This is a genomic window from Variovorax ginsengisoli (assembly GCF_030486595.1).
Classification (GTDB): domain Bacteria; phylum Pseudomonadota; class Gammaproteobacteria; order Burkholderiales; family Burkholderiaceae_C; genus Variovorax; species Variovorax ginsengisoli_B.
Genome location: NZ_JAUJZH010000008.1, coordinates 217,077 through 237,907, shown reverse-complemented (window position 1 = coordinate 237,907; position 20,831 = coordinate 217,077). Strand labels below are relative to the sequence as shown.

Below are 20,831 nucleotides of genomic sequence, written 5' to 3'. Positions count from 1 at the left end.
GCGCTCGCCGCGCCTAGCATGGAAAAACACGAGGAGATCGACATGCCCACTGCGACCCGCAAGGCGGCCCGCCCGGCTGCCGCCAAGAAATCCAGCGCGCGCGGCGCCGTCGAGGCGCGGCGCTATTGTGCGCAGCCGGTGCAGCCGGTGCGCCAGTTCGACGCCGGCGTCGCTGCCGGCCGCGTGCGTGCCATCCTGGCCGCAGGCAAGAAGTGGGTCGGCGGCACCCAGATCACCTACTACTGCTTCAAGCGCGGCGACAGCGTGCCCGCCGCCTGGCAGGGCAGCGGCGCCGATATCGCGGTCGTCGACAGTTCCTTCGAAACCTGGGCCAAGCTCGGGCTCAGCATCGGATTCCGGCGCGTGGAGGCGCCCGAGGATGCGATGGTGCGGATCGGCTTCGATCCGCAGGACGGTTCCTGGTCCTATGTCGGGCGCGATGTGCTCAACACCCGGTCGCCGCAGGAACGCACGATGAACTTCGGCTGGTCGCTGACCACCGCCTACGGGCATGACACGGCGCTGCACGAGATCGGCCATACGCTCGGCCTCGAGCACGAGCACCAGAACCCGAACGCCGGCATCTCCTGGAACCGCGACGCCGTGCTGAGCTATTTCAAGGGGCCGCCGAACAACTGGGACGAGTCGCAGATCGAGTGGAACATCCTGCGCAAGATCCCGGTGTCGGAGATCAAGGGCACGACCTGGGACCCGGACTCGGTCATGGAGTACCAGTTCGATGCCGGGTTGATCATCGCGCCGGAGAAATACCAGGCCGGCCTGCAGCCCAAGGGCGGGCTCTCTTTCGCGGACAAGGCCTGGGTGGTGGAGTCGTACCCGGGCGTCCGGACGCCGGCGGCGACGCCGCTGAAGATCGGGCTGTCGCAACTGCTGAAGCTCAAGGCCGGGGAGACCCGCACCTTCGAGTTCTCGCCGACCCGCACCCGTACCTACAACATCGGCACCTTCGGCACCTCGGACACCGTGCTGGTGCTGTTCGAGGTCACGCCGACCGGCAACGTGCAGATCGCCGGCGCGGACGACAGCGGCACCGACCTCAATGCCAAGGTGACGATGCGGCTGCTGAAGGGCCGCAAGTACCAGGTGGGCGTGCGCCTCTACTACGCCGACGCGGCGCTCGAAACCTCGTTGATGGTCTGGTGAAGGCCGAGGCTTTCGCGGTCGCTTACAATCCTCGGTTGACGGGCCTCCCCGCATGGTGAAGTGGCCAACCGGGTCAGGTGGGGAACCAAGCAGCCCTAACTGCGTAGCCAGTGCCGGGGGTAAGGCTCGTCAACCTATAAAAAAGCCGTGAGTTTTTCAACAACTCACGCGCTGACAAGGACTTGCAAATCCTCCCTGTCGATCCGCGATGCTGAAGCCGCAGGCCTCTCGGTCAGTCGAGCTGCAGGCCGGCCGCCTGCGCTGCCTTGGGGAGAACCGCCAACTCGCGCTTGAGCACCTCCGCGAAATCCGCGGTGCTGTTGCCACTGACCGGCGCCACGCCGCCGAGTTCGTTCAGCCGCTTGCGAAAGCCCGGTTCGGCGACGATCTGCGCGATCTTTTCGTTCAGGAGCTTCACCACCGGCGCCGGCGTCTTGGCCGGCGCCACCACGCCGAACCAGACGTCGAAGTCCACGCCCCCTGGCACGCCCTGCTCGGTCAGTGTGGGGATGCCCGGCCACAGCTCTGAGCGGCCGTTGCGCAGCACGCCGATGGCGCGCAGCTTGCCCGATTGCACGAAGCTGCGCGCATCGCCCGTACCGAGCAGGCCCCACGCCACCTCGTTGGCCATCAGCGCCTGCACCAGCGGCGCGCCGCCCTTGTAGGGCACGTGCACGAAGTTGCCGTTCGCGTGCGCATTGATCGATTCGGAAGCCAGGTGCGACAGGCCGCCCGCACCAGCCGAACCGAAGGCCAGCCCGTCCTTGCCGGCCTTCTTGCCCGCCGCCAGCAGTTCCTGCACGTTCTTGTAGGGAGAGTTTTCCGGCACGACCAGCAGCAGCGGCGCCAGCGAAACCTGGGCGACCGGCACGAAGTCGGAAGCAGCAAACCCGGCCTTCTTGTAGATCACCGGGTTGATCGACAGCATCCCCGTCAGCGTCATCGCCAGGGTGTGGCCATCGGGGCTGCTTTGCGCCACGGCGTTCATCGCGATGTTGCCGCCGGCGCCGGGGCGGTTCTCGACCACGATGGGCTGGCCGAGTTCCTCCTGGAGTCGAGGGACAAGCATGCGCGCCGCCACGTCGGTCGCGCCACCCGCCGGGTACGGCACGATGATCCGGATCGGCTTCGTCGGATAGGCGCTGCCTTGCGCCATCGCTGCGCCAAAAGCCAGCGCCAGAGTGCCGGCCACCACGAGGTGGCCCATCAGCTTGAAAGTACGCACGTTTGCTCCTGATCGTTTTGCTGGGAGGAAAGGAAAGGTTGGGTGGAAGAAGTCGCGCGTTCAGTGGCTGCCGCCGACTTCGTAGTGGGCCTGCCGCTCCTCGAGGGCATGCCAGCCGATGATGTCCTTGAAGGCCGCCATCGTCGTCTGTTCGAAGGGCAGACCGTCGAAATCGCCGGAGCGTCGCCGCGCCAGTTCCTGCAGGTTGCCGCGCACCGCCTGCACGATGCTCAGCAGACTGGCAATGGGGTAGGTCGCGAAGGCCGCGACTTGCTCGATCTGGGCCCGGCTCAGCGACGTCATCCAGGTGCCCGCCATGAGCTGCAGCGACAGGCGGCGGCCGCACACCTCGCGCAGCTGGACCAGTTGCTCGTAGCTGCTGAAAGTGCGCGAGATGGGCTGGATCAGATCGGCGCCGGCTTCGGCATACCGGGCTGCACGCTCGAGGGCCTCGCCCGCATCCATCGCATCGGTGCGCGCGACGATGAGCAAGTCGGAGTCCTGGCGCGCGTCCACGGCGGCCTTGATGCGCGCCACCGCCGCCTCCATCGACACCACGATCGATTGCGTAGCCGCAGCCGGGCAGCGCTTGGGGCTGACCTGGTCTTCCAGCGAGAGCGCGGCCACGCCGGCCTTCTCGAACTCGCGCACGGTACGCCCGACGTTCAGCACGTTGCCGTAGCCGGTATCGGCATCGGCAAAGACCGGCTTGCGAACCGCATTGACCATCCGGTTGACGGTCGCCACGTTCTCGCTCAGCGTATACAGCTCCATGTCGGGCTGCCCGAGCAGCGAGGCTGAAATGCCGAAGCCCGTGCTGAAGACGCCATCGAAGTCCGACTGGTCGACGAGCAGGGCCGACAGGGCGTCCTGTGCGCCGCCGAACCAGAAGGTGGGCCCGTGGGTGATGCGTTGGCGAAGCGCCTGGCGGCTTGGGGTCATTTCACTACTCCAGAAGATCGTGCGCTTGTCCGAGGCGGTCCGCGGCACGGTTGATTGAGAAAAGTCCGCATGGCGCGCGGGCGCCAATGGCGTCAGGGCGCATGCGCCTCGCGGTTCTCGGCTTTCGCGATGCGCGCCTTGAGATAGGGGATCAGGCCGCCCGCATCGAGCATGCCGCGCTCGGATGCCGAGAACGGCTGAAGCGGCAAGGTCTGGCCGGTGCGGGTGATGCTCACTTCGCTGGTGTCCCAGTTCACTTCCAGCGCATCGCCTCGCGCGACCGCGGCGCGGATGCCGGGACAGGTGACCAGCGGAAAGCCCATGCTCATTTCTCCGCGGAAGAATCCCGGCGAGAACGACTCCGCGATCACGCAGGAAATTCCCAGGTGCCGCATCGCACGCATGGCCGGATAGTGCGGATGGCCGTAGCCGAAGTTGCGCCCGCCGATGAGCACGTCCCCCTGCTGCACGGTGCTGGCGAAGTCGGGCAGGTAGTCGGCCATTGCCAGGGCGGCGAGTTCCGATACGTCGGTGATCTTGATGTTGCGCACGCCGACGATCAGGTCGATGTCGAAATCGTCTTCGTCGAAGATCCAGGCCACGCGCCCGCGCAGGTTGACGAGGCTCATGCGGCGGCTCCGGCGACATTGGCCGCTTCGGCCAGGTACGGGCGCGGATCGGCGATGCGGCCCTCCAGCGCAGATGCCGCCACCACGGCCGCGTTGCAGATGTAGATCTCGGAATCGACGCTTCCCATGCGGCCCGGCGTGTTCAGCGTGCCGGTGGACACGGCGCGCTGGCCGGCGCTCATGGTGGCGATCCGACCGAAGCAGTAGTCGCAGCTGGGCGAGCTGATGAAGGCGCCGGCTTCGACCAGGCATTCGATCAGGCCTTCGCGTGCCGCTGCCGCCATGATGGCCTTCGACGTGGGCACCACATGCAGCTGGAAGCCGGGCTGGATGCGGCGGCCGCGCAGCACCTGGGCCGCCACGCGCAGGTCTTCCAGCCGCCCGCTGGCGCATGAACCGAGGTAGCCGGTATGAACTTCCACCCCGACGTAGTCCTTGAGGTCGCGCGTGTTGGCCGGGCTGGGCGGCACCACCACGATGGGCTCGAGCGTGGACACATCGATGGTCACGACGCGCTCGTAGACGGCATCGGCGTCGGGATAGACCGGCGCCAGGTCGACCTTCGAGCGGCCCTCCACGTAAGCCAGGGTCTTCGCATCGGGTGCGATGAGCATGGTGGTCGCGCCGAGGAACATCGCCTGGCCGCAGATGGTCTGTCGGCCTTCGATGCTCATCTGGTCGATGACGGGACCGCAGAGTTCGACCGCCTTGAAGCAGCATGAATCCGGCCCCATCACGCGCACCATCTGATGGAACACGTCGCGCGCCATCACGCCGGGCTGAAGCGTACCGACCAGCTCCACCTTGACCGTCGCCGGCACGGTCATCGTCACGTTCTCCGTCACGAAGGATTCGATCACGCCCTTGCGGGCACCGAACGCGAAGCTGCCGAAGGCACCCAGCTGGCTGACATGGCCGTCGAAGTGCACGACGAAGCCGCCCGGCGTGGCATAGCCCAGTTCGGCCGCCACCTGGTGGCCGATGCCTTCGCGCTCGTAGACCGGAACGCCCTGCTCCCTGCCCCAGGCGCGGGTGATCTTGTGCAGCTCTTCTTCCTTCGGCGCCGCAGCCGGGACCATGTGATCGATGAAGAGGACGAATCGCTCCGGGCTGGTCACCTTCTCGATGCCGAAATCCTCGCGCGTCTCCTTGAAGAAGACGTCGGTGTAGCCGGGAAAGTCGTAGGTGATGACGAAGTCCGGGCGCGCCGTGATCTCTTCGCCCGGCATCACGCTCTCCTTGCCGGAGGCGCGGGCCAGGATCTTCTCGGTCATCGTGTGGGGCATGGGTGATTCCGTTTCACTCCCACTATGTGGGAGGTTTTCGTTTGTCAGTGCTTTCGACTATATTGACCCTCCCTTTGATACCGTTCGGGTGCAACCCGAATTACTGCCACATGGTGGAAACTAAAGACAAGCCAGGTAAAAAGCGCGTGCCCGCGACTTCCGAAGTTCCAGAGCAGCAGGCACGAAGCGGCACCCAGAGCATCGAGCGGGTGGTGGGCATGCTGCGCGTGATCGCAACGCGCGGACGTCGTGGCATGCGCATCGCAGACGTGGTCGACGTCAGCGGTCTGCCGATGTCCACCTGCTTTCGCATGCTCCAGCGTCTGGAACTCGAAGGGCTGGTCTATCGCGATCCTCTGACGCGCAAATACCACCTGGGCCCGCTGCTCTACGAGCTCGGACTGCTGGCGCAGCCGCGCTATCAACTGAGCGAACTGTGCAACGAAGCGCTGCTGGTGATCGCCGATCAGACGCAGGACACGGTCTACCTGAGCGAGCGGCGCGGAGCCGAATCGATCTGCACCAGCCGCGCGCTCGGCGACTACCCCATCAAGGCGCTGACGCTCGACGTCGGGATCCGCCGGCCGATGGGAGTCGGCGCAGGTGGGCTCGCCATCCTCAGCGCGCTGCCCGAAGCCGAAGCCGATCACATCGTCGAGGCCAGCGGCGCGCAATATGCGAAGTTCGGCTCCGCCTTCGACCCTGGCTTCCTGCGTGCGGCACTGATCGAAAGCCGTGCCCGGGGCTATTCGTTCCTGGACAGTGCCGCAACGCCGGGCACGGCAGCCGTCGGGGTCGCCTTTCCTCCAAAGAACCCTATCGCCGCCATCAGCGTGGCCGCCATATCGAGCCGGCTCGGCCCCGCGCGGCGGGTCGAGGTGGCGAAAATCATCCAGAAGCAGGTTCGCGGGATCTGCGCACTGCTGCGTGCCGATGTGCCGTCGGCGGCGGTCGGACAGCGGAAGCAGGCCATCTAGCGCGTCAGCACCCGCCCCCCTTCGCCCAAGGCCAGCGACAGGTAATGCCGGAGGTAGCGAGCGCGGGCCTCGCACCCCCAATAAGCCCCGAGCGCGTCCAACTGGGAAATCCGCACGCAGCCGAGCGCCTCGTGCGCCGCACCGGGGCACCCCGACAACACCGGAAGCGTCACGGGAACCGGCGCCGGTCGGTGGGTGGCGATCGACTGCCGCATCCCGTGCGCCAGTTCGTCGGCCGACGGGCTCAACGCATGGCGCACATCCGATGTCGGCACCCAGACCGCGCCCCGGAGGGGCAGGACCCGGATCCGGGGCCGCTCCTCGAAGGCCGTCTCCCACTGGACCTCGATGTGGATCGGAGCCAGGGGCCGCCGGGGCGGTCGCGGGCGCGCGCAGTCCCCGGCCAGCGCCAGAAGCTTGGTGAACATGGGCTGCGGCGCCTCCACGCTCAGTCGGGATGCCGGCTCGCGTCCGGGCGACCCGGCACCGCTTCATCGGCGATGCGCTCGAGCTCCGAGAGGATGGCCCAGGCTTCGCCCTCCTCCCCATCGAAAGCCTCGGTCAGCAACTCGACGGCGAAGTCCATCTGCGTCGGCGTGAAGAACTGCGCCACCATGCCCATGGTCTGGTTGGCGCTGCGCAGCGGGCGGCCGGTGGCCGTCTCGGCCAGATACAGGGCCCGAACCAGGTTGACCTGCGGATAGCTCAGCGCCTGCTCGCCGCAGGCGCGCAGATGGGCCGTCAGCGCGCGCGCAGCGCGTCGGCAGGCGGTCGATGTCTCGGGGCTCAGGGCTGAAGCTTGTGCGTCCGCGCGGCCACCCCTGGCAAGCAGGTCCGCGGCGGTGTGTGTGGGGTTCGGGCTCATGACCCTAGCATCGACGAGGTTGCTGAGGACTGCCTTAAGTCGAAGGTATTGGTCGAGTTTTGAAGATCCTGTGTTTTTATACAGTTACTTCTGTAGAATGAACCGCCCACCATCACCACGCAAGGCGAGACCATGCCCCACCCCACGCCCTCGTCGAACGCCGGCAGGGTGCTGCCGTTCGAGCCTCGGCCCCGCGTTGCGAGGCGCAGGTCCTGGCCGTTTCCGGTGGCCTGCGAGCTGCCCGCAGCGCCGCAGATCAAGGCCCGGGCGGCACAGGTCATCGCCACCACCGCCCGCCACTGGCTGGGCCCGGCCTGAGGCCAACGGACGCTACTTCAAGCGTGCCAGCACGCCGCGCGCGGCCGCTGCACCGCTGGCCATCGATGCGGTCAGCAGGTAGCCGCCGGTCGGCGCCTCCCAGTCGAGCATCTCGCCGGCAAAGAAAACTCCCGGCAGCGCGACCCCCATCAACTGGTCGTCGAGCGCATCGAAACGCACGCCGCCGGCGGTGCTGATCGCCTCGTCGATGGGTCGCGCGGCCTTCAGCCGGAGCGGCACCGCCTTGAGGGTCTCGGCCAGCTTGTCCGGCGCATGCATCTCGTCGCGGTCGAGCACCTCGTGCAGCACACCGGCCTTGATGCCCTCGATGCCGAGCCGGCTCTTCAAGTGACTGGCCAGCGACCGTGCGCCGCGTGGGTGCAGCACCGCGGCGCGCACCTGCTCGGCGCTGCGATCGGGCAGCAGGTCGAGCATCAGCGTGGCGCTGCCGCGCTCGGCGATCTCGTCGCGCAGCAAGGCCGACGCCGCATAGACCAGGCTGCCCTCGATGCCGGTGGCGGTGGCGACGAACTCCCCCTTGCGCGCAAAGCTGCGACCGTGCGAATCGCTGAACGCGATCGCCACGGACTTGAAGGGCATGCCGGCGAAACGCTCGGCGAAGTGCGGCGTCCAGCCGAGGTCGAAGCCGCAATTGGCCGGCAGCAGGGGCGCCACCCCGACGCCGCGCCCAGCCACCCACGGCACCCAGGCGCCATCGGACCCCAGCCGCGACCAGCTGGCACCGCCGAGCGCCAGCACGACGGCGTCATGGGAGGCCGCGGCTTCGCCGTCCGGCGCGGCGAAGCGCAGCGTGGTGGCCACGGCCTGCGCGTCGTCCCAGCCGAGCCAGCGATGGCGCATGTGAAAGCGCACGCCGGCCTGCCGCAGCCGATGCAGCCAGGCACGCAGCAGCGGCGCGGCCTTCATGTCCTTCGGGAACACGCGCCCCGAGGTGCCGACGAAGGTCTCGATGCCCAGGCCGTGCGCCCAGGCGCGGATCTGGTCCGGACCGAAGACCCGCAGCAGCGGCTCGATCTGCGCATTGCGTTCGCCGAAGCGGGTGGCGAAGAGCTCGCCGGGCTCGGAGTGCGTGAGGTTGAGGCCACCGCGGCCGGCAAGCAGGAACTTGCGCCCGACCGAGGGCATGGCGTCGTAGACGTGCACCTCGGCGCCCTCTTTTGCGAGCACTTCCGCGGCCATCAATCCGGCGGGGCCGCCACCGACCACCGCAACATTTCTTGTCTGATTCATGCGTCGAGTGTCACCGCTTTGGCTATCGGCGCCATAGCGTCCGCGCCGGGCACGTCGCCACTTGGTTTCTGTCACAATGACCTGCACTTTGGCGACACCGAAACTCTCCGCGCAGAAGGACACAACCCCATGGCCAGCGACCTCATCAAACACATCTCCGACTCCTCCTTCGAAGCCGACGTGCTCAAGTCCGGCAAGCCCGTGCTGGTCGACTACTGGGCCGAATGGTGCGGCCCGTGCAAGATGATCGCGCCCATCCTCGACGAGGTGTCCAACACCTACGAGGGCAAGCTGCAGATCGCCAAGATGAATGTCGACGAGAACCGCGACATCCCCGCCAAGTTCGGCATCCGCGGCATCCCCACCCTGATGCTGTTCAAGGACGGCCAGCTCGCCGCCACCAAGGTCGGCGCGATGAGCAAGGCGCAACTCACGGCCTTCATCGACCAGCAGCTCGCCTGAAGCTTTGTCCGGCTGCCTGCGCGCAATGCGCCGGCAGCCGCCGATTTTCCTGTCATAATCTCCCGCAGATCACCGGCCCTTCCAGGGACCCGGTTCGAGTTCCCCGGTTTGTGAGGCATTTCTCGCCTCTCCTCAAACCTCCCCCTCCTGGTTTCAGACTGATTTCCCCGCACGGGGTCATTCCATGCACTTAAACGAACTCAAGGCACTCCACGTGTCCGAAGTCCTCAAGCAGGCCGAAGCCCTTGAGATCGAAAACGTCGGGCGCATGCGCAAGCAGGAGCTCATGTTCGCGATCATCAAGAAGCGCGCAAAGGCCGGCGAACAGGTGTTTGCCGACGGCGTGCTCGAGATCCTGCCCGACGGCTTCGGCTTCCTGCGCAGCCCCGACACCAGCTTCACGGCCAGCACCGACGACATCTACATCTCGCCGAGCCAGGTGCGCCGCTTCAACCTGCACACCGGCGACATGATCGAAGGCGAAGTGCGCACGCCCAAGGATGGCGAGCGCTACTTCGCGCTGACCAAGCTCGACAAGGTCAACGACGGCCTGCCCGAGAACAACAAGCACAAGGTCATGTTCGAGAACCTGACGCCGCTGTTCCCGAAGGAGCAGATGAAGCTCGAGCGCGACGGCTTCAAGGGCGAAGAGAACATCACCGGCCGGATCATCGACATCATCGCCCCCATCGGCAAGGGGCAGCGAGCCCTGCTGGTGGCGCCGCCCAAGAGCGGCAAGACCGTGATGATGCAGCACATCGCGCACGCGATCAGCGCCAACTACCCCGAAGTGCACATGATGGTGCTGCTGGTGGACGAGCGGCCCGAAGAAGTCACCGAGATGCAGCGCACCGTGAAGGGCGAGGTCATCGCCTCGACTTTCGACGAGCCCGCCGCGCGCCACGTACACGTCGCCGAAATGGTGATCGAGCGCGCCAAGCGCCTGGTCGAGCTCAAGAAGGACGTCGTGATCCTGCTCGACTCGATCACCCGCCTGGCCCGCGCCTACAACAACGTCGTGCCGTCGTCGGGCAAGGTGCTCACCGGCGGTGTCGACTCCAACGCGCTGCAGCGCCCCAAGCGCTTCCTCGGCGCGGCCCGCAACGTCGAAGAAGGCGGCTCGCTGACGATCATCGGCACCGCCCTGATCGACACCGGCAGCCGCATGGACGAAGTGATCTTCGAAGAGTTCAAGGGCACCGGCAACTCCGAAATCCACCTCGACCGCCGCCTCTACGAAAAGCGCGTGTTCCCCTCGATCCAGCTCAACCGCAGCGGCACCCGCCGCGAAGAGCTGCTGCTCGCGCCCGAGATCCTGCAGAAGACCCGCATCCTGCGCCAGCTCATGTACAACATGGACGAGATCGAGTCGATGGAGCTGATGCTCAAGAACATGAAGGCGACGAAAACCAATGTCGAGTTCTTCGACATGATGCGTCGCGGAGGCTGAACGCCTCCTCGCGCTGACGCCTTGTCAGCGCGCCGCCAGGGCCCGGCCTTCCGCCGCGCTCTGGCGCCCCAGGTCCAGCAGTTCCATCAGCTCGACCGCCTGCTCCGGCGTCACCGGATTCGGGCCCTTCCCCAGGATCGCATCGCGCACCGCCGCGTAGTAGCTCACGTAGTTCCCCGACTGCGTGGGAAGCTTCTGCGTGCGTGCGCTGCCATCCAGCCCCACCAGCGTGAGTTCGCCATCGACCGGGTCGGCGCCCCATTGCGCATCGCCGGGCCGGCCACCGGCGCGCAGTGCGTCTTCCTGCGGATCGACCCCGCGCTTCAGGTAGCTGCCGCGAGTGCCGTGCACGATGTAGCGCGGCGCCGGAAACGCCGCCAGCGTGGTCGCGTGCAGCACCACCCGCAAGGGCGCGTGCTCGCCGCTCTCGTAGCGCAGCACGGCATGAAAATAGTCCTCGACCAGCGCCCGCTCGCGCAGCGCGGCGGTGTCCAGCTGCAGCGTGTCGGGCCGCCCGAAGAGCTGCACCGCCTGGTCGACCAGGTGGGCGCCCAGATCGACCCACAGGCCGGCGCCAGGCACCGGCTGCTCGCGCCAGCGCTCGCGCACCTGCGGCCGGAAGCGATCGAAGTGCGATTCGAAGAACACCGGACGACCGAGCTCGCGGCGCGCGAGCAGGTCGCGCAGGCTCAGGAAGTCCGAGTCGAAACGCCGGTTCTGGTACACCGACAGCAGCCGCCCCTGGCGCTTCGCCAGCGCCGCGAGATCGCGCGCCTGGGCCGCATCGAGGGTGAAGGGCTTGTCGACCACGACGTGCTTGCCGGCCTCCAGCGCCGCCCGCGCGACCGGATGATGCTGGGCGTTGGGGGCGGCCACCACCACCAGATCGATGTCGCTTCGACGCAACAGCGCACCGACGTCCGGGACCACGTCGACACGCGGCCAGTTGGCATGCACCTTGTTCGGCTGGGAGCTGGCCACAGCACCGAGCTCGAGCCCCGGAACCGCCGACAGCACGGGCGCATGAAAGGTCTGGCCGGCGAATCCGTAGCCGACCAGGCCGGCCTTCAGGGTGGGAGATGGCATGTTGAAACGGGCCTCTGGCGCTGAAACAGGCCAGTATGCGATAATTGCGGGCTTAGCGAAAAGTGCTCTCGTTGGCGTCCTGCCCGGCAAGTGGCTCTCGCATCGACCCAAAGGATTTGAATCATGGCTAAAGAAGGCATTCACCCCAACTACCGCGAAGTTCTGTTCGTTGACCTCTCGAACGGCTTCAAGTTCGTGACCCGTTCGTGCGCGAACACCAAGGAAATGGGCAAGACCGACGACGGTCGCGAACTGCCTCTCTTCAAGCTCGACACCTCGAGCGAGTCGCACCCCTTCTACACCGGCACGCAAAAGTCGGTCGACAACATGGGTGGCCGCGTCGAGAAGTTCCGCAACCGCTTCGGCAAGACGACCGGCGCCGCCTCCAAGTAAGGAAGGCGCTTCCGCGTCGAGGGCAGCCCGGTTTACCGCGCTGCCCTTTTTCACATCTGCCTCTCTCCAACTCCCGACCCTTGAACCAGCCGACGCCCGCGATCGTTGCCCAAAGCGCCGTGCGCCGCCTGCCGCGGATCGCGCTGCTGCTGCTGTGTGCGGCTTACCTGATGCCGGGGTTGCTGGGCCGAGGGCCATGGAAGAGCGCCGATATCGCGGCCTTCGGCTTCATGGCCGAGCTTGCGCAGGGCGGCGGCGGCCTGGCCCGCTGGTTCGATCCGTTGCTGCTGAGCCTGAGTCCCGAGACGCCAGCGCTGCTGCCGTACTGGATCGGCGCCTGGGCGATCAAGATCGCACCGGCCTGGATCAATCCCGACCTCGCCGTGCGGATCGCTTTCGCCCTGCTCCTGGCCGGTGCCTTTGCGGCCACCTGGTATGCCGCCTACTACCTGGCGCGCACGCGGCGGGCGCAGCCGGTGGCCTTCGCCTTCGGCGGCGAGGCCCGGCCCACCGACTATGCGCGGGCCATCGCCGACGGCGCCCTGATGGCGCTGATCGCCTCGCTGGGCCTGGCGCAACTGGGCCATGAGACCACGCCGGCGCTGGCCCAGCTGTTCTTCGCCGCGCACCTCTTCTACGGCGTCGCGGCGCTGCCCCATCACCGCATCGGCGCCTTCGTCGCGTTGCTGGTCGGCAGCCTCGGCCTGGTGCTGTCCGGCGGACCGACGGTCGGCCTGGCACTGGGTCTCGGCTGCGTCGGGGTGCTCGTCGCCGAGCGCCGCCGCAGCAGCGACGATGAAGAGCCTGAATCCGAGCCGATCTACAGCCGCGGCGCCATCGCCGCCGTGCTCGGCACGACGCTGCTGGCTGCGGCGCTCGGCGTCGGGCTCGGCCTTTTCCAATGGAAGATCGACCTGCCCGGCAGCGACCCGAACGTGCGCCTGATCGCCGACTTGCGCGACCAGGCCAAGCTGCTGCTGTGGTTCACCTGGCCGACCTGGCCGCTGGCGGTGTGGACCCTCTGGCGCTGGCGTCGGCAGCTGCTCGCGCGCCACGTGGCGCTGCCGCTGTGGTTCGCCCTGGTGCCGCTGCTGGCGACCTGGACCACCGATTTCTCCGAGCGCTCGCTGCTGCTCGGGCTGCCGGCCCTCGCCACGCTGGCGGCATTCGCGCTGCCGACCCTGCGGCGCAGCGTGGCGGCGCTGATCGACTGGTTCACGCTGCTGTTCTTCACCGGCTCGGCCATCATCATCTGGGTGATGTGGGTGGCGATGCAGACCGGCGTGCCGGCCAAGCCGGCCGCCAACGTCGCCAAGCTGGCGCCCGGCTTCGTGCCGCATTTCTCGGCCGTGGCCTTCGTCTTCGCGCTGGTCGCGACGCTGGCCTGGGCCTGGCTGGTGCGCTGGCGCACCGGCCGCCATCGCGCCGCGCTCTGGAAGACCCTGGTGCTGCCGGCCGGCGGCGCCGCGCTGTGCTGGATGCTGCTGATGACGCTGTGGCTGCCGCTGCTCGACTACGCGCGCAGCTACATCCCCCAGGTCCACGCGATTTCCGAAAAAGTCGGCCAGACCGAGTGCATCTCCGAACTCGCGCTCAGCCGGCCGCACATCGCCGCGCTGCGCTACCACGGCAATTTCAAGCTGAGGTCGCTCGCCACCGAGGCGCCCTGCCCCTGGCTGCTGGTGAGCCCGGCGGCGATCGCCCGCCTGCATGACATCGTGAGCCTCGACGGCTGGCGCCTGATCGGCACCTTGCGCCGCCCGACCAGCCCGAGCGACGACCTGCTGCTCTACCAACGCATCACGCCGGCCGGTGGCGGTGGCTAGCAAGCCGGGCGCCAGCCGGGACCGAGGCCTGATCGCACGCCACGCCGCGACGGTGCTGGTCGGCCAGCTCGCGGTGATGGCTTTCGGCGTCACCGACACGATCGTGGCCGGCCGCTACGCCGAAGGCGCACTGGCCGCCCTGTCGGTCGGCTCGGCGATCTTCATCAGCGTCTACGTCTCGTTGATGGGCGGGCTGCAGGCCCTTCTGCCGATCTGGGCCGAACTGCACGGCGGCCGCCGCACCGCCGATGTCGGCCGCTCGGTGCGCCAGTCGCTCTACCTCTGCGCCGCCGCGATCGCGCTCGGCATGGGGCTGCTGCTCTTTCCCGCACCGCTGCTGCGCTGGACCGAGGTGCCAGCGGCCATGCGACATGACGTCGAGGCCTACCTCCAGGTGCTGGCCTTCGCGCTGGCGCCGGCGCTGCTGTTCCGCGTCTTCAGCACTCTCAGCCAGAGCCTGGGCAAGCCCCAGCTCGTGACCTGGCTGCAGTTGGCGTCGCTGGGCCTGAAGCTGCCGCTGTCGATCTGGTTCGCCTTCGGCGGCGCCGGGCTGCCGGCGCTGGGACTGGTGGGCTGCGGCTGGGCCACGCTGGTGGTCAACTACGCGATGCTCGGCGCCGCCGTCTGGCTTCTGCGCAGCGATCCCTTCTACACCGGCTACCGCTTCTGGCAGCGCATCGAGCCGCCCGACTGGCGCCAGCTGCGCCAGTTCGCCCGGCTGGGCGTGCCGGCCGGGCTCTCGGTGCTGGTCGAAGTGACGTCGTTCACGCTGATGGCGCTGTTCATCGCCCGGCTGGGCACCGCGGCCTCGGCGGCCCACCAGATCGCCGCCAACCTCACGGCGGTCGCCTACATGGTGCCGCTGTCGCTCTCGATCGCGACCAGTGCGCGCGTCAGCTACTGGCTCGGCGCCGGCGACGCCGCGCTCGCGCGGCGCGCCTGCGCCCGCGGCTTCGAGCTGACCGTGCTCTTCGCCTTGCTGTTCGCGGGGGCGATGGCGGCGCTGCGCTGGCAGCTGGCCGCCGTCTATTCGGCCAACCCGGCGGTGATCGCGCTCGGCGCCACGCTGCTGCTGGCCACCGCGCTCTATCACTTCGCGGACGCGCTGCAGACGCTGTGCGTCTTCGTCCTGCGCTGCTACCACGTCACGGTGATGCCGCTCGCGCTGTACTGCGCGCTGCTGTGGGGCATGGGACTGGGCGGCGGCTACCTGCTGGCCTACCGCGGCATCGGCCCGTGGGTCGCGATGGCGTCACCGCTCGCCTTCTGGCTCATGGGCGCGGCGGCCCTGGCGCTCACGGCCGGCCTGTTCGTCGCACTGCTGCTGGCGACGCTCAGGCGACGGCGCTGAGGGGCGTCGCCTGCCGCAGCCGGGCCGGCGGAAACACCAGCGCGAAGCGCGAGCCCTTGCCAAGCGTGCTCTCGATGCGCAGCTCGGCGCCGTGGCGCTGGGCGATGTGCTTGACGATCGCCAGCCCGAGGCCAGTACCGCCGGTCTCGCGCGAGCGGCTGCGGTCGATGCGGTAGAAGCGCTCGGTCAGCCGCGGCAGGTGCTCGGCCGCGATGCCCGGACCGCTGTCGCGCACCGCGTACTCGCCACGACCGTCGGGCAGCAGGCGCCAGCTGACGGCGACCTCGCCGCCGCCGGGCGTGTAGCGGATCGCGTTGCTCAGCAGGTTGGACATGGCGCTCTGCAGCTCGGTCGGCGCGCCGGCGATCTCGGAGTCGGCTTCCATCGAGAACGACAGGCGATGCCCGTGCGAGCTCAGCCGGCTCGACAAGCCCCGGCCCTCGTCCTCGCACTGCGCCATCAAGGCCCGCATGCGGGTCCAGCGGGTCGCCGGCGGGGCCGCGCTGCCCTCCAGGCGCGACAGGGTCAGCAGGTCGTTGACCAGCGTCTCCATGCGGTGTGACTGCTGCGCCATCAGGCCCAGGTAGCGGGCCCGCTCCTCGGCGTCGAGCGGCAGGTTCTGCAGCGTTTCGACGAAACCGGCCAGCACCGTGAGCGGGGTGCGGATCTCGTGCGAGACGTTGGCGACGAAGTCGCGCCGCATCGCCTCGGCCTGCTCGAGCGAGGTGATGTCACGCGTCAGCAGCATGCGGCGGTTGCCGGCATAGGGGTGCACCTGCACCGACAGGCGGGCCGGATGGCTGCGCTGCTGCGGCCCCTGGGCATCGATCACGACGTCGCGGCTGTAGTTCCAGGACGCCAGGTAGGCGACGAACGCCGGGTCGCGCACCAGGTTCGCCATGTGCTGCAGCAGGTCGCGTTCGGCATCGATGCCGAACTGGCCGGCGGCCGTCTGGTTGCACCATTCGATGCGGCCCTGCTCGTCGAGCAGCACGACACCGTTCGGCGAGGCCTGGATGGCGGCCAGGAATTCCTGCAGCCGGTCTTCGGCCTGGCGGGTCTGCTGTTCGCGCTCGCGCAGAAGCTTGCGGATGCGCTCGGACAGTTCGCCCCAGACGCCCGCGCCGCGCGAAGGCAGCCCGGCCGCATCGCGGCGCAGCACGTTCAGCAGCCGCTGGGCGCGCCAGGCGTCGAGCACCAGCCACAGCACCGCGCCCAGCCAGGCGCCGAGCCAGGCGTGGTGCCAGTTCAGCAAGGCCGTGGCCAGGGCACCGCCAAGCGCGGACGCCGTGAGGAAGGTAGCGATACGAAACGGCATGCCGGGCAATTATCCCGCCCGGCCGGAACCGGCAGGGCCTCTTGCAGGAAAGCTAATCGGTCGAGGACAGAGCAAAAACTGCTTTGCAGTTTCTTGGTCTGTCCCGCAAGGTCTCAGACTGTCGCCTGGGCGGTGAGCCGGTAGCCGGCGCCGCGCACGGTCTCGACCATCGGCGCGGCCGCACCGAGCGACTCGCGCAGGCGCTTGACGTGCACGTCGACCGTGCGCTCCTCGATGTAGACGTGGTCGCCCCACACCTTGTCGAGCAGTTGGGCCCGGCTGTGGACGCGCTCGGCGTGCTGCATCAGGAAACCCAGCAGCTTGAACTCGGTCGGTCCGACCTTCAGCGGCGCCCCCTGCCAGGTGACGCGGTGGGTGGCGGTGTCGAGCACCAGCTCGCCGATCTCGACCCGCTCGGCCACGGCCTCGGGCGCTCGGCGGCGCAGCACGGCGCGGATGCGCGCCAGCATCTCCTGGGTCGAGAAAGGCTTGGTGATGTAGTCGTCGGCGCCGGCATCCAGCCCGGCCACCTTGTCGGGCTCGTCGCCACGCGCGGTCAGCATGAGGATCGGGATGGTCTTGGTGCGCGGGTCCTTGCGCCACTGGCGCGCCAGCTGCAGGCCGCTCTGGCCAGGCAGCATCCAGTCGAGCAGCACCAGGTCGGGCAGGAAGGCGTCGATCTCGCGCTGGGCGGCGGCACCGTCCTCGGCCCAGATCGGCTCGAAGCCGTTGTGGCGCAGGTTGACGGCGATCAGCTCGGCGATCGACGACTCGTCTTCGACGATCAGGATCCTTGGTTTCTTCATGAATTCAATGTCTGCCGGTCACTGCAAGGCCGACTCGATGGCTTCCATCGAAGTGTGCCGCACATCGGCGCCCTTGACGATGTAGATGATGAACTCGGCGATGTTCTTGGCGTGGTCGCCGATGCGCTCGATCGCCTTGGCCAGGAACAGCAGGTCGAGGCTGGCGGAGATCTTGCGCGGGTCTTCCATCATGTAGGTGACCAGCTTGCGCACGAAGCCGTCGAACTCCTTGTCGATCAGGTCGTCGTCCTTGAGGATCGACAGCGCCGCCGCGGTGTCCAGGCGCGCGAAGGCGTCGAGCGCCTTGCGCAGCAGGCCGGAGGCCAGGTCGGCGGCGATGCGCAGCTCGGTCGAGGGCAACGCGCGGGCCGATCCGCTCTCGATGATCGACTTGACCATGCGGGCGATCTTGTTGGCTTCGTCGCCCACGCGCTCGAGGTTGGCGGTGGTCTTCGAGATCGCGATGAGCAGGCGCAGGTCGCGCGCGGTCGGCTGGCGGCGGGCGATGATCGACGACAGCTCGCGGTCGATCTCGATCTCCATCGCGTTCACGCGGTGCTCGGTCTCGGCGACCCGCTCGGCCGCCTCGGCGTCGAACTCCTGCAGCGCGTAGACCGCCTGGTGGATCTGGGCCTCGACCATGCCGCCGAGCTCCATCACGCGCGACGAAACCGTGTTGAGTTCGCTGTCGAACTGGCTGGAAAGATGCTTCTCGGTCATGTCGTCCCCTTAGCCGAAACGGCCTGTGATGTAGTCCTCGGTCTCCTTGCGCTTCGGCTTGAAGAACAGTTCCTCGGTGGCGCCGAACTCGATCAGGTCGCCCAGGTACATGTAGGCGGTGTAGTCGCTGCAGCGCGCCGCCTGCTGCATGTTGTGGGTCACAATGACCACGGTGTACTCGCTTTTGAGCTCGGCGATCAACTCCTCGATTTTCGCCGTGGAGATCGGATCGAGTGCCGAGCAGGGTTCATCGAGCAGGAGCACCTCGGGCTTGATCGCGATGCCGCGGGCGATGCACAGGCGCTGCTGCTGGCCGCCCGAGAGGCCCGAGCCGCTCTGCTGCAGCTTGTCGCGCACCTCGGTCCACAGGGCCGCCTTCTTGAGCGCCCATTCGACCCGGTCGTCCATCTCGGAGGCGCTGAGGTTCTCGAACAGCTTCACGCCGAAGGCGATGTTGTCGTAGATCGACATCGGGAACGGCGTCGGCTTCTGGAACACCATGCCGACCTTGGCGCGGATCAGCGCCACGTCCTGCTTGGAGGTCAGCAGGTTCTCGCCGTCGAGGGCGATCGTGCCCTCGGCGCGCTGCTCGGGATAGAGCTCGAACATGCGGTTGAAGGTGCGCAGCAGGGTCGACTTGCCGCAGCCCGAGGGGCCGATGAAGGCCGTGACCTTGTTCTCGGGAATCTCGAGGTTGATGCCCTTGAGCGCGTGAAACTTGCCGTAGTAGAAGTTCAGGTCCTTGACCGAGATCTTCGAGCGCGTCGGCTGTGCGAGGGTGGTGGTAGGCATGGTTTTTCTTAGAGCTTGTTGCGCGTAAGGACCCGCGCGAGGATGTTGAGCGCCAGCACCGCGACGGTGATCAGGAACACGCCGGCCCAGGCCAGCTGCTGCCAGTTCTCGTACGGGCTCATCGCGAACTTGAAGATGGTCACCGGGAGGCTGGCCATCGGCTGCGTCACGTCGGAGGTCCAGAACTGGTTGCTGAGCGCGGTGAAGAGCAGCGGCGCGGTCTCGCCGGCGATGCGCGCCACTGCCAGCAGGATGCCTGTCACCACACCGGCACGGGCCGCGCGCAGCGTGATGCTGAGGATCACCTTCCACTTCGGCGTGCCGAGCGCATAGGCCGCTTCGCGCAGGCCCGGGGGCACCAGCTGCAGCATGTTCTCGGTGGTGCGGATCACGACCGGGATCACGATCAGCGCCAGCGACAGCGCGCCGGCCAGGCCCGAGAAGGACTTGAAGTAGGCCACCACCACGGCGTAGACGAACAGGCCGATCACGATCGACGGCGCCGAGAGCAGGATGTCGTTGACGAATCGCACGATGGTCGACAGCCAGCCCTTGGGGTTGTACTCGGCCAGGTAGATGCCGGCCATGATGCCGATCGGCGTGCCGACGAAGGTCGCCATCAGCACCATCACCAGCGAGCCGAAGATCGCGTTGGCGATGCCGCCGGCCTCGTTCGGCGGCGGCGTCATTTCGGTCAGCGTGCTCAGGGCCAGGCCGCCGACGCCAAGGCGCAGCGTTTCCCAGAGGATCCACACCAGCCAGAAGACGCCGAAGGCCATCGCCGCCAGCGACAGGGTCAGGGCGACGAAGTTGACGCGCTTGCGGCCGGCGAAGCGCGCCGCGCGCGTCTCCTCCAGCGTCTTGGCGTTCAGGAGGCGTTCCGCGGTGGTCATGATTTGGTGCCCTCGCTCTTCTTCATCTGCGCCAGCAGCAGCTTGGACAGCGACAGCACCACGAAGGTGATGAAGAACAGCACCAGGCCGAGGTACATCAGCGAAGCCTGGTGCAGCCCGGCGCCGGCTTCGGCGAACTCGTTGGCCAGCACCGAGGTGATGCTGTTGGCAGGCTCGAAGACCGACAGGGAGTTGAGCTGGTTGGTGTTGCCGATCACGAAGGTGACCGCCATCGTCTCGCCCAGCGCCCGGCCGAGGCCGAGCATGATGCCGCCGATGACGCCGGCCTTGGTATAGGGCAGCACCACCTTGGAGACCACTTCCCAGGTGGTGGAGCCGAGGCCGTAGGCCGACTCCTTGAGCAGCGGCGGCGTGACCTCGAAGACGTCGCGCATCACCGAGGCGATGAACGGGATGATCATGATCGCCAGGATGATGCCGGCCGACAGGATGCCGATGCCGACCGGCGGCCCCGACACCAGCGCACCCAGGTAGGGCACGCCCTCGAACAGCTTCTGCAGCGGCTGCTGCACATAGGTCGACAGGATCGGGCCGAACACCAGCAAGCCCCACATGCCGTAGACGATCGACGGCACCGCGGCCAGCAGTTCGATCGCCGTGCCGAGCGGCCGCTTGAGCCAGGCCGGCGACATTTCGGTCAGGAACAGCGCGATGCCGAAGCTCACCGGCACCGCGATCAGCAGCGCGATCAGCGAGGTCGCCAGCGTGCCGTAGATCATCACCAGGCCGCCGTACTGGTCCTGCACCGGATCCCAGACGCTGCTGGTGAGGAAGCCGAGGCCGAACTTCGCGATCGCGGGCCAGGCGCCGTACAGCAGCGACAGCAGGATGCCGATCAGCATCGCCAGGGTCAGCAGAGCGGCGCCCTTGGCGGCCCAGCCGAACAGGCGGTCGGTGGCGGGGCCGCTGCGCGGCCGCTTGGCCGGCGGCGGAGTGACTTTGGCACGGGCGCGCTCGGCCGGGAGGTCGAGCGGGCCGGCGCCGGCGGGGAATGTGGATGACACAGGTCGCTCCGAAGCCGGCGCGCGGTCAAGCGGTGTGCTCATGCGCGCCGGG

Annotated in this window: 22 protein-coding genes and 1 other RNA gene; 9 read left to right on the top strand and 14 right to left on the bottom strand. The window is 67.8% G+C overall.

From position 1 onward, the window contains the following. Positions 1 to 42 precede the first annotated feature (42 nt). Both QZH52_RS13895 and ffs read left to right on the top strand, forming a co-directional pair. A complete protein-coding gene (locus tag QZH52_RS13895; protein ID WP_301809852.1) occupies positions 43 to 1,164 on the top strand; it encodes a M12 family metallopeptidase in 1,122 nt (373 codons plus the stop codon). A 37-nt stretch (positions 1,165 to 1,201) separates the two neighbouring features. Beyond that, positions 1,202 to 1,298, top strand: an RNA gene (gene ffs, locus QZH52_RS13890) — signal recognition particle sRNA small type. 98 nt (positions 1,299 to 1,396) lie between these two features. Here ffs and QZH52_RS13885 read toward each other — a convergent pair. The 4 genes from QZH52_RS13885 to QZH52_RS13870 all read right to left on the bottom strand — a co-directional run bounded on the left by QZH52_RS13885 (position 1,397) and on the right by QZH52_RS13870 (position 5,246). Next, complete coding sequence (locus QZH52_RS13885) at positions 1,397 to 2,389, bottom strand: Bug family tripartite tricarboxylate transporter substrate binding protein (protein ID WP_301809848.1); 993 nt, start codon at positions 2,387 to 2,389, stop codon at positions 1,397 to 1,399. Positions 2,390 to 2,449: 60 nt separating this feature from the next. Then, on the bottom strand, positions 2,450 to 3,331 hold the full coding sequence (locus tag QZH52_RS13880) for an isocitrate lyase/PEP mutase family protein (protein ID WP_301809844.1): 882 nt from the start codon (positions 3,329 to 3,331) through the stop codon (positions 2,450 to 2,452). A 92-nt stretch (positions 3,332 to 3,423) separates the two neighbouring features. Continuing rightward, a complete protein-coding gene (locus QZH52_RS13875; RefSeq protein ID WP_286532081.1) occupies positions 3,424 to 3,960 on the bottom strand; it encodes a LeuD/DmdB family oxidoreductase small subunit in 537 nt (178 codons plus the stop codon). Next, positions 3,957 to 5,246: a 3-isopropylmalate dehydratase large subunit gene (locus QZH52_RS13870; protein WP_301809840.1), complete on the bottom strand. Its 1,290-nt coding sequence runs from the start codon at positions 5,244 to 5,246 to the stop codon at positions 3,957 to 3,959. Before QZH52_RS13870 ends, QZH52_RS13875 begins: the two co-directional genes overlap by 4 nt. 146 nt (positions 5,247 to 5,392) lie before the next feature. On the opposite strand from QZH52_RS13870, the gene QZH52_RS13865 reads away from it, so the two are divergent. Then, positions 5,393 to 6,223, top strand: coding sequence for an IclR family transcriptional regulator (locus tag QZH52_RS13865; RefSeq protein ID WP_301809838.1), 831 nt, complete (start codon positions 5,393 to 5,395; stop codon positions 6,221 to 6,223). Here the strand turns inward: QZH52_RS13865 and QZH52_RS13860 are convergent. Together QZH52_RS13860 and QZH52_RS13855 are read right to left on the bottom strand one after the other, a co-directional pair. Beyond that, positions 6,220 to 6,651 (bottom strand): hypothetical protein, encoded by a 432-nt coding sequence (locus QZH52_RS13860; RefSeq protein ID WP_301809835.1) that lies wholly within the window; start codon positions 6,649 to 6,651, stop codon positions 6,220 to 6,222. The two genes, QZH52_RS13865 and QZH52_RS13860, sit on opposite strands and share 4 nt — an antisense overlap. Positions 6,652 to 6,671: 20 nt before the next feature. Continuing rightward, positions 6,672 to 7,088, bottom strand: coding sequence for a hypothetical protein (locus QZH52_RS13855; RefSeq protein WP_301809831.1), 417 nt, complete (start codon positions 7,086 to 7,088; stop codon positions 6,672 to 6,674). Positions 7,089 to 7,220: 132 nt separating this feature from the next. On the opposite strand from QZH52_RS13855, the gene QZH52_RS13850 reads away from it, so the two are divergent. Then, positions 7,221 to 7,406, top strand: a complete 186-nt coding sequence (locus QZH52_RS13850; protein ID WP_286532091.1) for a hypothetical protein — start codon at positions 7,221 to 7,223, stop codon at positions 7,404 to 7,406. Between the two features lie 12 nt (positions 7,407 to 7,418). On the opposite strand, the gene QZH52_RS13845 is transcribed toward QZH52_RS13850, so the two are convergent. After that, the gene (locus tag QZH52_RS13845) at positions 7,419 to 8,657 is read right to left on the bottom strand and encodes a TIGR03862 family flavoprotein (RefSeq protein ID WP_301809824.1); all 1,239 of its coding nucleotides are present in this window, start codon (positions 8,655 to 8,657) and stop codon (positions 7,419 to 7,421) included. A gap of 129 nt (positions 8,658 to 8,786) precedes the next feature. Between QZH52_RS13845 and trxA the strand changes: the two genes are divergently transcribed. Together trxA and rho are read left to right on the top strand one after the other, a co-directional pair. Further along, positions 8,787 to 9,119 carry a thioredoxin TrxA gene (gene trxA, locus QZH52_RS13840; protein ID WP_028253873.1) on the top strand — a complete coding sequence of 111 codons (333 nt, stop codon included), beginning with the start codon at positions 8,787 to 8,789 and terminating at the stop codon, positions 9,117 to 9,119. Between the two features lie 184 nt (positions 9,120 to 9,303). Next, positions 9,304 to 10,569: a transcription termination factor Rho gene (gene rho / locus QZH52_RS13835; protein WP_158722484.1), complete on the top strand. Its 1,266-nt coding sequence runs from the start codon at positions 9,304 to 9,306 to the stop codon at positions 10,567 to 10,569. Between the two features lie 24 nt (positions 10,570 to 10,593). On the opposite strand, the gene QZH52_RS13830 is transcribed toward rho, so the two are convergent. Continuing rightward, a complete protein-coding gene (locus QZH52_RS13830; RefSeq protein WP_301809814.1) occupies positions 10,594 to 11,655 on the bottom strand; it encodes an oxidoreductase in 1,062 nt (353 codons plus the stop codon). Positions 11,656 to 11,778: 123 nt separating this feature from the next. Between QZH52_RS13830 and QZH52_RS13825 the strand changes: the two genes are divergently transcribed. The 3 genes from QZH52_RS13825 (at position 11,779) to QZH52_RS13815 (ending at position 15,225) form a co-directional block, all read left to right on the top strand. Continuing rightward, positions 11,779 to 12,048 (top strand): type B 50S ribosomal protein L31, encoded by a 270-nt coding sequence (locus QZH52_RS13825; protein WP_158722485.1) that lies wholly within the window; start codon positions 11,779 to 11,781, stop codon positions 12,046 to 12,048. Positions 12,049 to 12,128: 80 nt separating this feature from the next. Further along, complete coding sequence (locus tag QZH52_RS13820; protein WP_301809810.1) at positions 12,129 to 13,874, top strand: hypothetical protein; 1,746 nt, start codon at positions 12,129 to 12,131, stop codon at positions 13,872 to 13,874. Continuing rightward, positions 13,867 to 15,225, top strand: coding sequence for an MATE family efflux transporter (locus tag QZH52_RS13815; protein WP_301809808.1), 1,359 nt, complete (start codon positions 13,867 to 13,869; stop codon positions 15,223 to 15,225). Before QZH52_RS13820 ends, QZH52_RS13815 begins: the two co-directional genes overlap by 8 nt. Here QZH52_RS13815 and phoR read toward each other — a convergent pair. The 6 genes from phoR to pstC all read right to left on the bottom strand — a co-directional run bounded on the left by phoR (position 15,209) and on the right by pstC (position 20,821). After that, a complete protein-coding gene (gene phoR / locus QZH52_RS13810; RefSeq protein ID WP_301809807.1) occupies positions 15,209 to 16,543 on the bottom strand; it encodes a phosphate regulon sensor histidine kinase PhoR in 1,335 nt (444 codons plus the stop codon). The genes QZH52_RS13815 and phoR overlap by 17 nt on opposite strands. Before the next feature lie 113 nt (positions 16,544 to 16,656). Further along, positions 16,657 to 17,349: a phosphate regulon transcriptional regulator PhoB gene (gene phoB, locus QZH52_RS13805; protein WP_286532102.1), complete on the bottom strand. Its 693-nt coding sequence runs from the start codon at positions 17,347 to 17,349 to the stop codon at positions 16,657 to 16,659. Between the two features lie 18 nt (positions 17,350 to 17,367). Then, positions 17,368 to 18,069, bottom strand: coding sequence for a phosphate signaling complex protein PhoU (gene phoU / locus QZH52_RS13800; protein WP_286528690.1), 702 nt, complete (start codon positions 18,067 to 18,069; stop codon positions 17,368 to 17,370). A 9-nt stretch (positions 18,070 to 18,078) separates the two neighbouring features. Next, positions 18,079 to 18,861 carry a phosphate ABC transporter ATP-binding protein PstB gene (gene pstB / locus QZH52_RS13795; RefSeq protein WP_286528688.1) on the bottom strand — a complete coding sequence of 261 codons (783 nt, stop codon included), beginning with the start codon at positions 18,859 to 18,861 and terminating at the stop codon, positions 18,079 to 18,081. Between the two features lie 8 nt (positions 18,862 to 18,869). Beyond that, entirely contained in the window at positions 18,870 to 19,754 is an 885-nt protein-coding gene (gene pstA / locus QZH52_RS13790; protein WP_286528685.1) for a phosphate ABC transporter permease PstA, read from the bottom strand. Further along, the gene (gene pstC / locus QZH52_RS13785) at positions 19,751 to 20,821 is read right to left on the bottom strand and encodes a phosphate ABC transporter permease subunit PstC (RefSeq protein ID WP_286532106.1); all 1,071 of its coding nucleotides are present in this window, start codon (positions 20,819 to 20,821) and stop codon (positions 19,751 to 19,753) included. Before pstC ends, pstA begins: the two co-directional genes overlap by 4 nt. Between the last annotated feature and the right edge of the window lie 10 nt (positions 20,822 to 20,831).

Coding starts and splice junctions, on each gene's coding strand:
- phoB (WP_286532102.1), bottom strand. CDS start 17,349: ATGAAGAAACCAAGGATCCTGATCGTCGAAGACGAGTCGTCGATCGCC.
- pstB (WP_286528688.1), bottom strand. CDS start 18,861: ATGCCTACCACCACCCTCGCACAGCCGACGCGCTCGAAGATCTCGGTC.
- QZH52_RS13850 (WP_286532091.1), top strand. CDS start 7,221: ATGCCCCACCCCACGCCCTCGTCGAACGCCGGCAGGGTGCTGCCGTTC.
- QZH52_RS13855 (WP_301809831.1), bottom strand. CDS start 7,088: ATGAGCCCGAACCCCACACACACCGCCGCGGACCTGCTTGCCAGGGGT.
- phoR (WP_301809807.1), bottom strand. CDS start 16,543: ATGCCGTTTCGTATCGCTACCTTCCTCACGGCGTCCGCGCTTGGCGGT.
- rho (WP_158722484.1), top strand. CDS start 9,304: ATGCACTTAAACGAACTCAAGGCACTCCACGTGTCCGAAGTCCTCAAG.
- QZH52_RS13880 (WP_301809844.1), bottom strand. CDS start 3,331: ATGACCCCAAGCCGCCAGGCGCTTCGCCAACGCATCACCCACGGGCCC.
- pstA (WP_286528685.1), bottom strand. CDS start 19,754: ATGACCACCGCGGAACGCCTCCTGAACGCCAAGACGCTGGAGGAGACG.
- QZH52_RS13870 (WP_301809840.1), bottom strand. CDS start 5,246: ATGCCCCACACGATGACCGAGAAGATCCTGGCCCGCGCCTCCGGCAAG.
- phoU (WP_286528690.1), bottom strand. CDS start 18,069: ATGACCGAGAAGCATCTTTCCAGCCAGTTCGACAGCGAACTCAACACG.
- QZH52_RS13860 (WP_301809835.1), bottom strand. CDS start 6,651: ATGTTCACCAAGCTTCTGGCGCTGGCCGGGGACTGCGCGCGCCCGCGA.
- QZH52_RS13895 (WP_301809852.1), top strand. CDS start 43: ATGCCCACTGCGACCCGCAAGGCGGCCCGCCCGGCTGCCGCCAAGAAA.
- QZH52_RS13875 (WP_286532081.1), bottom strand. CDS start 3,960: ATGAGCCTCGTCAACCTGCGCGGGCGCGTGGCCTGGATCTTCGACGAA.
- QZH52_RS13830 (WP_301809814.1), bottom strand. CDS start 11,655: ATGCCATCTCCCACCCTGAAGGCCGGCCTGGTCGGCTACGGATTCGCC.
- pstC (WP_286532106.1), bottom strand. CDS start 20,821: ATGAGCACACCGCTTGACCGCGCGCCGGCTTCGGAGCGACCTGTGTCA.
- QZH52_RS13845 (WP_301809824.1), bottom strand. CDS start 8,657: ATGAATCAGACAAGAAATGTTGCGGTGGTCGGTGGCGGCCCCGCCGGA.
- QZH52_RS13825 (WP_158722485.1), top strand. CDS start 11,779: ATGGCTAAAGAAGGCATTCACCCCAACTACCGCGAAGTTCTGTTCGTT.
- trxA (WP_028253873.1), top strand. CDS start 8,787: ATGGCCAGCGACCTCATCAAACACATCTCCGACTCCTCCTTCGAAGCC.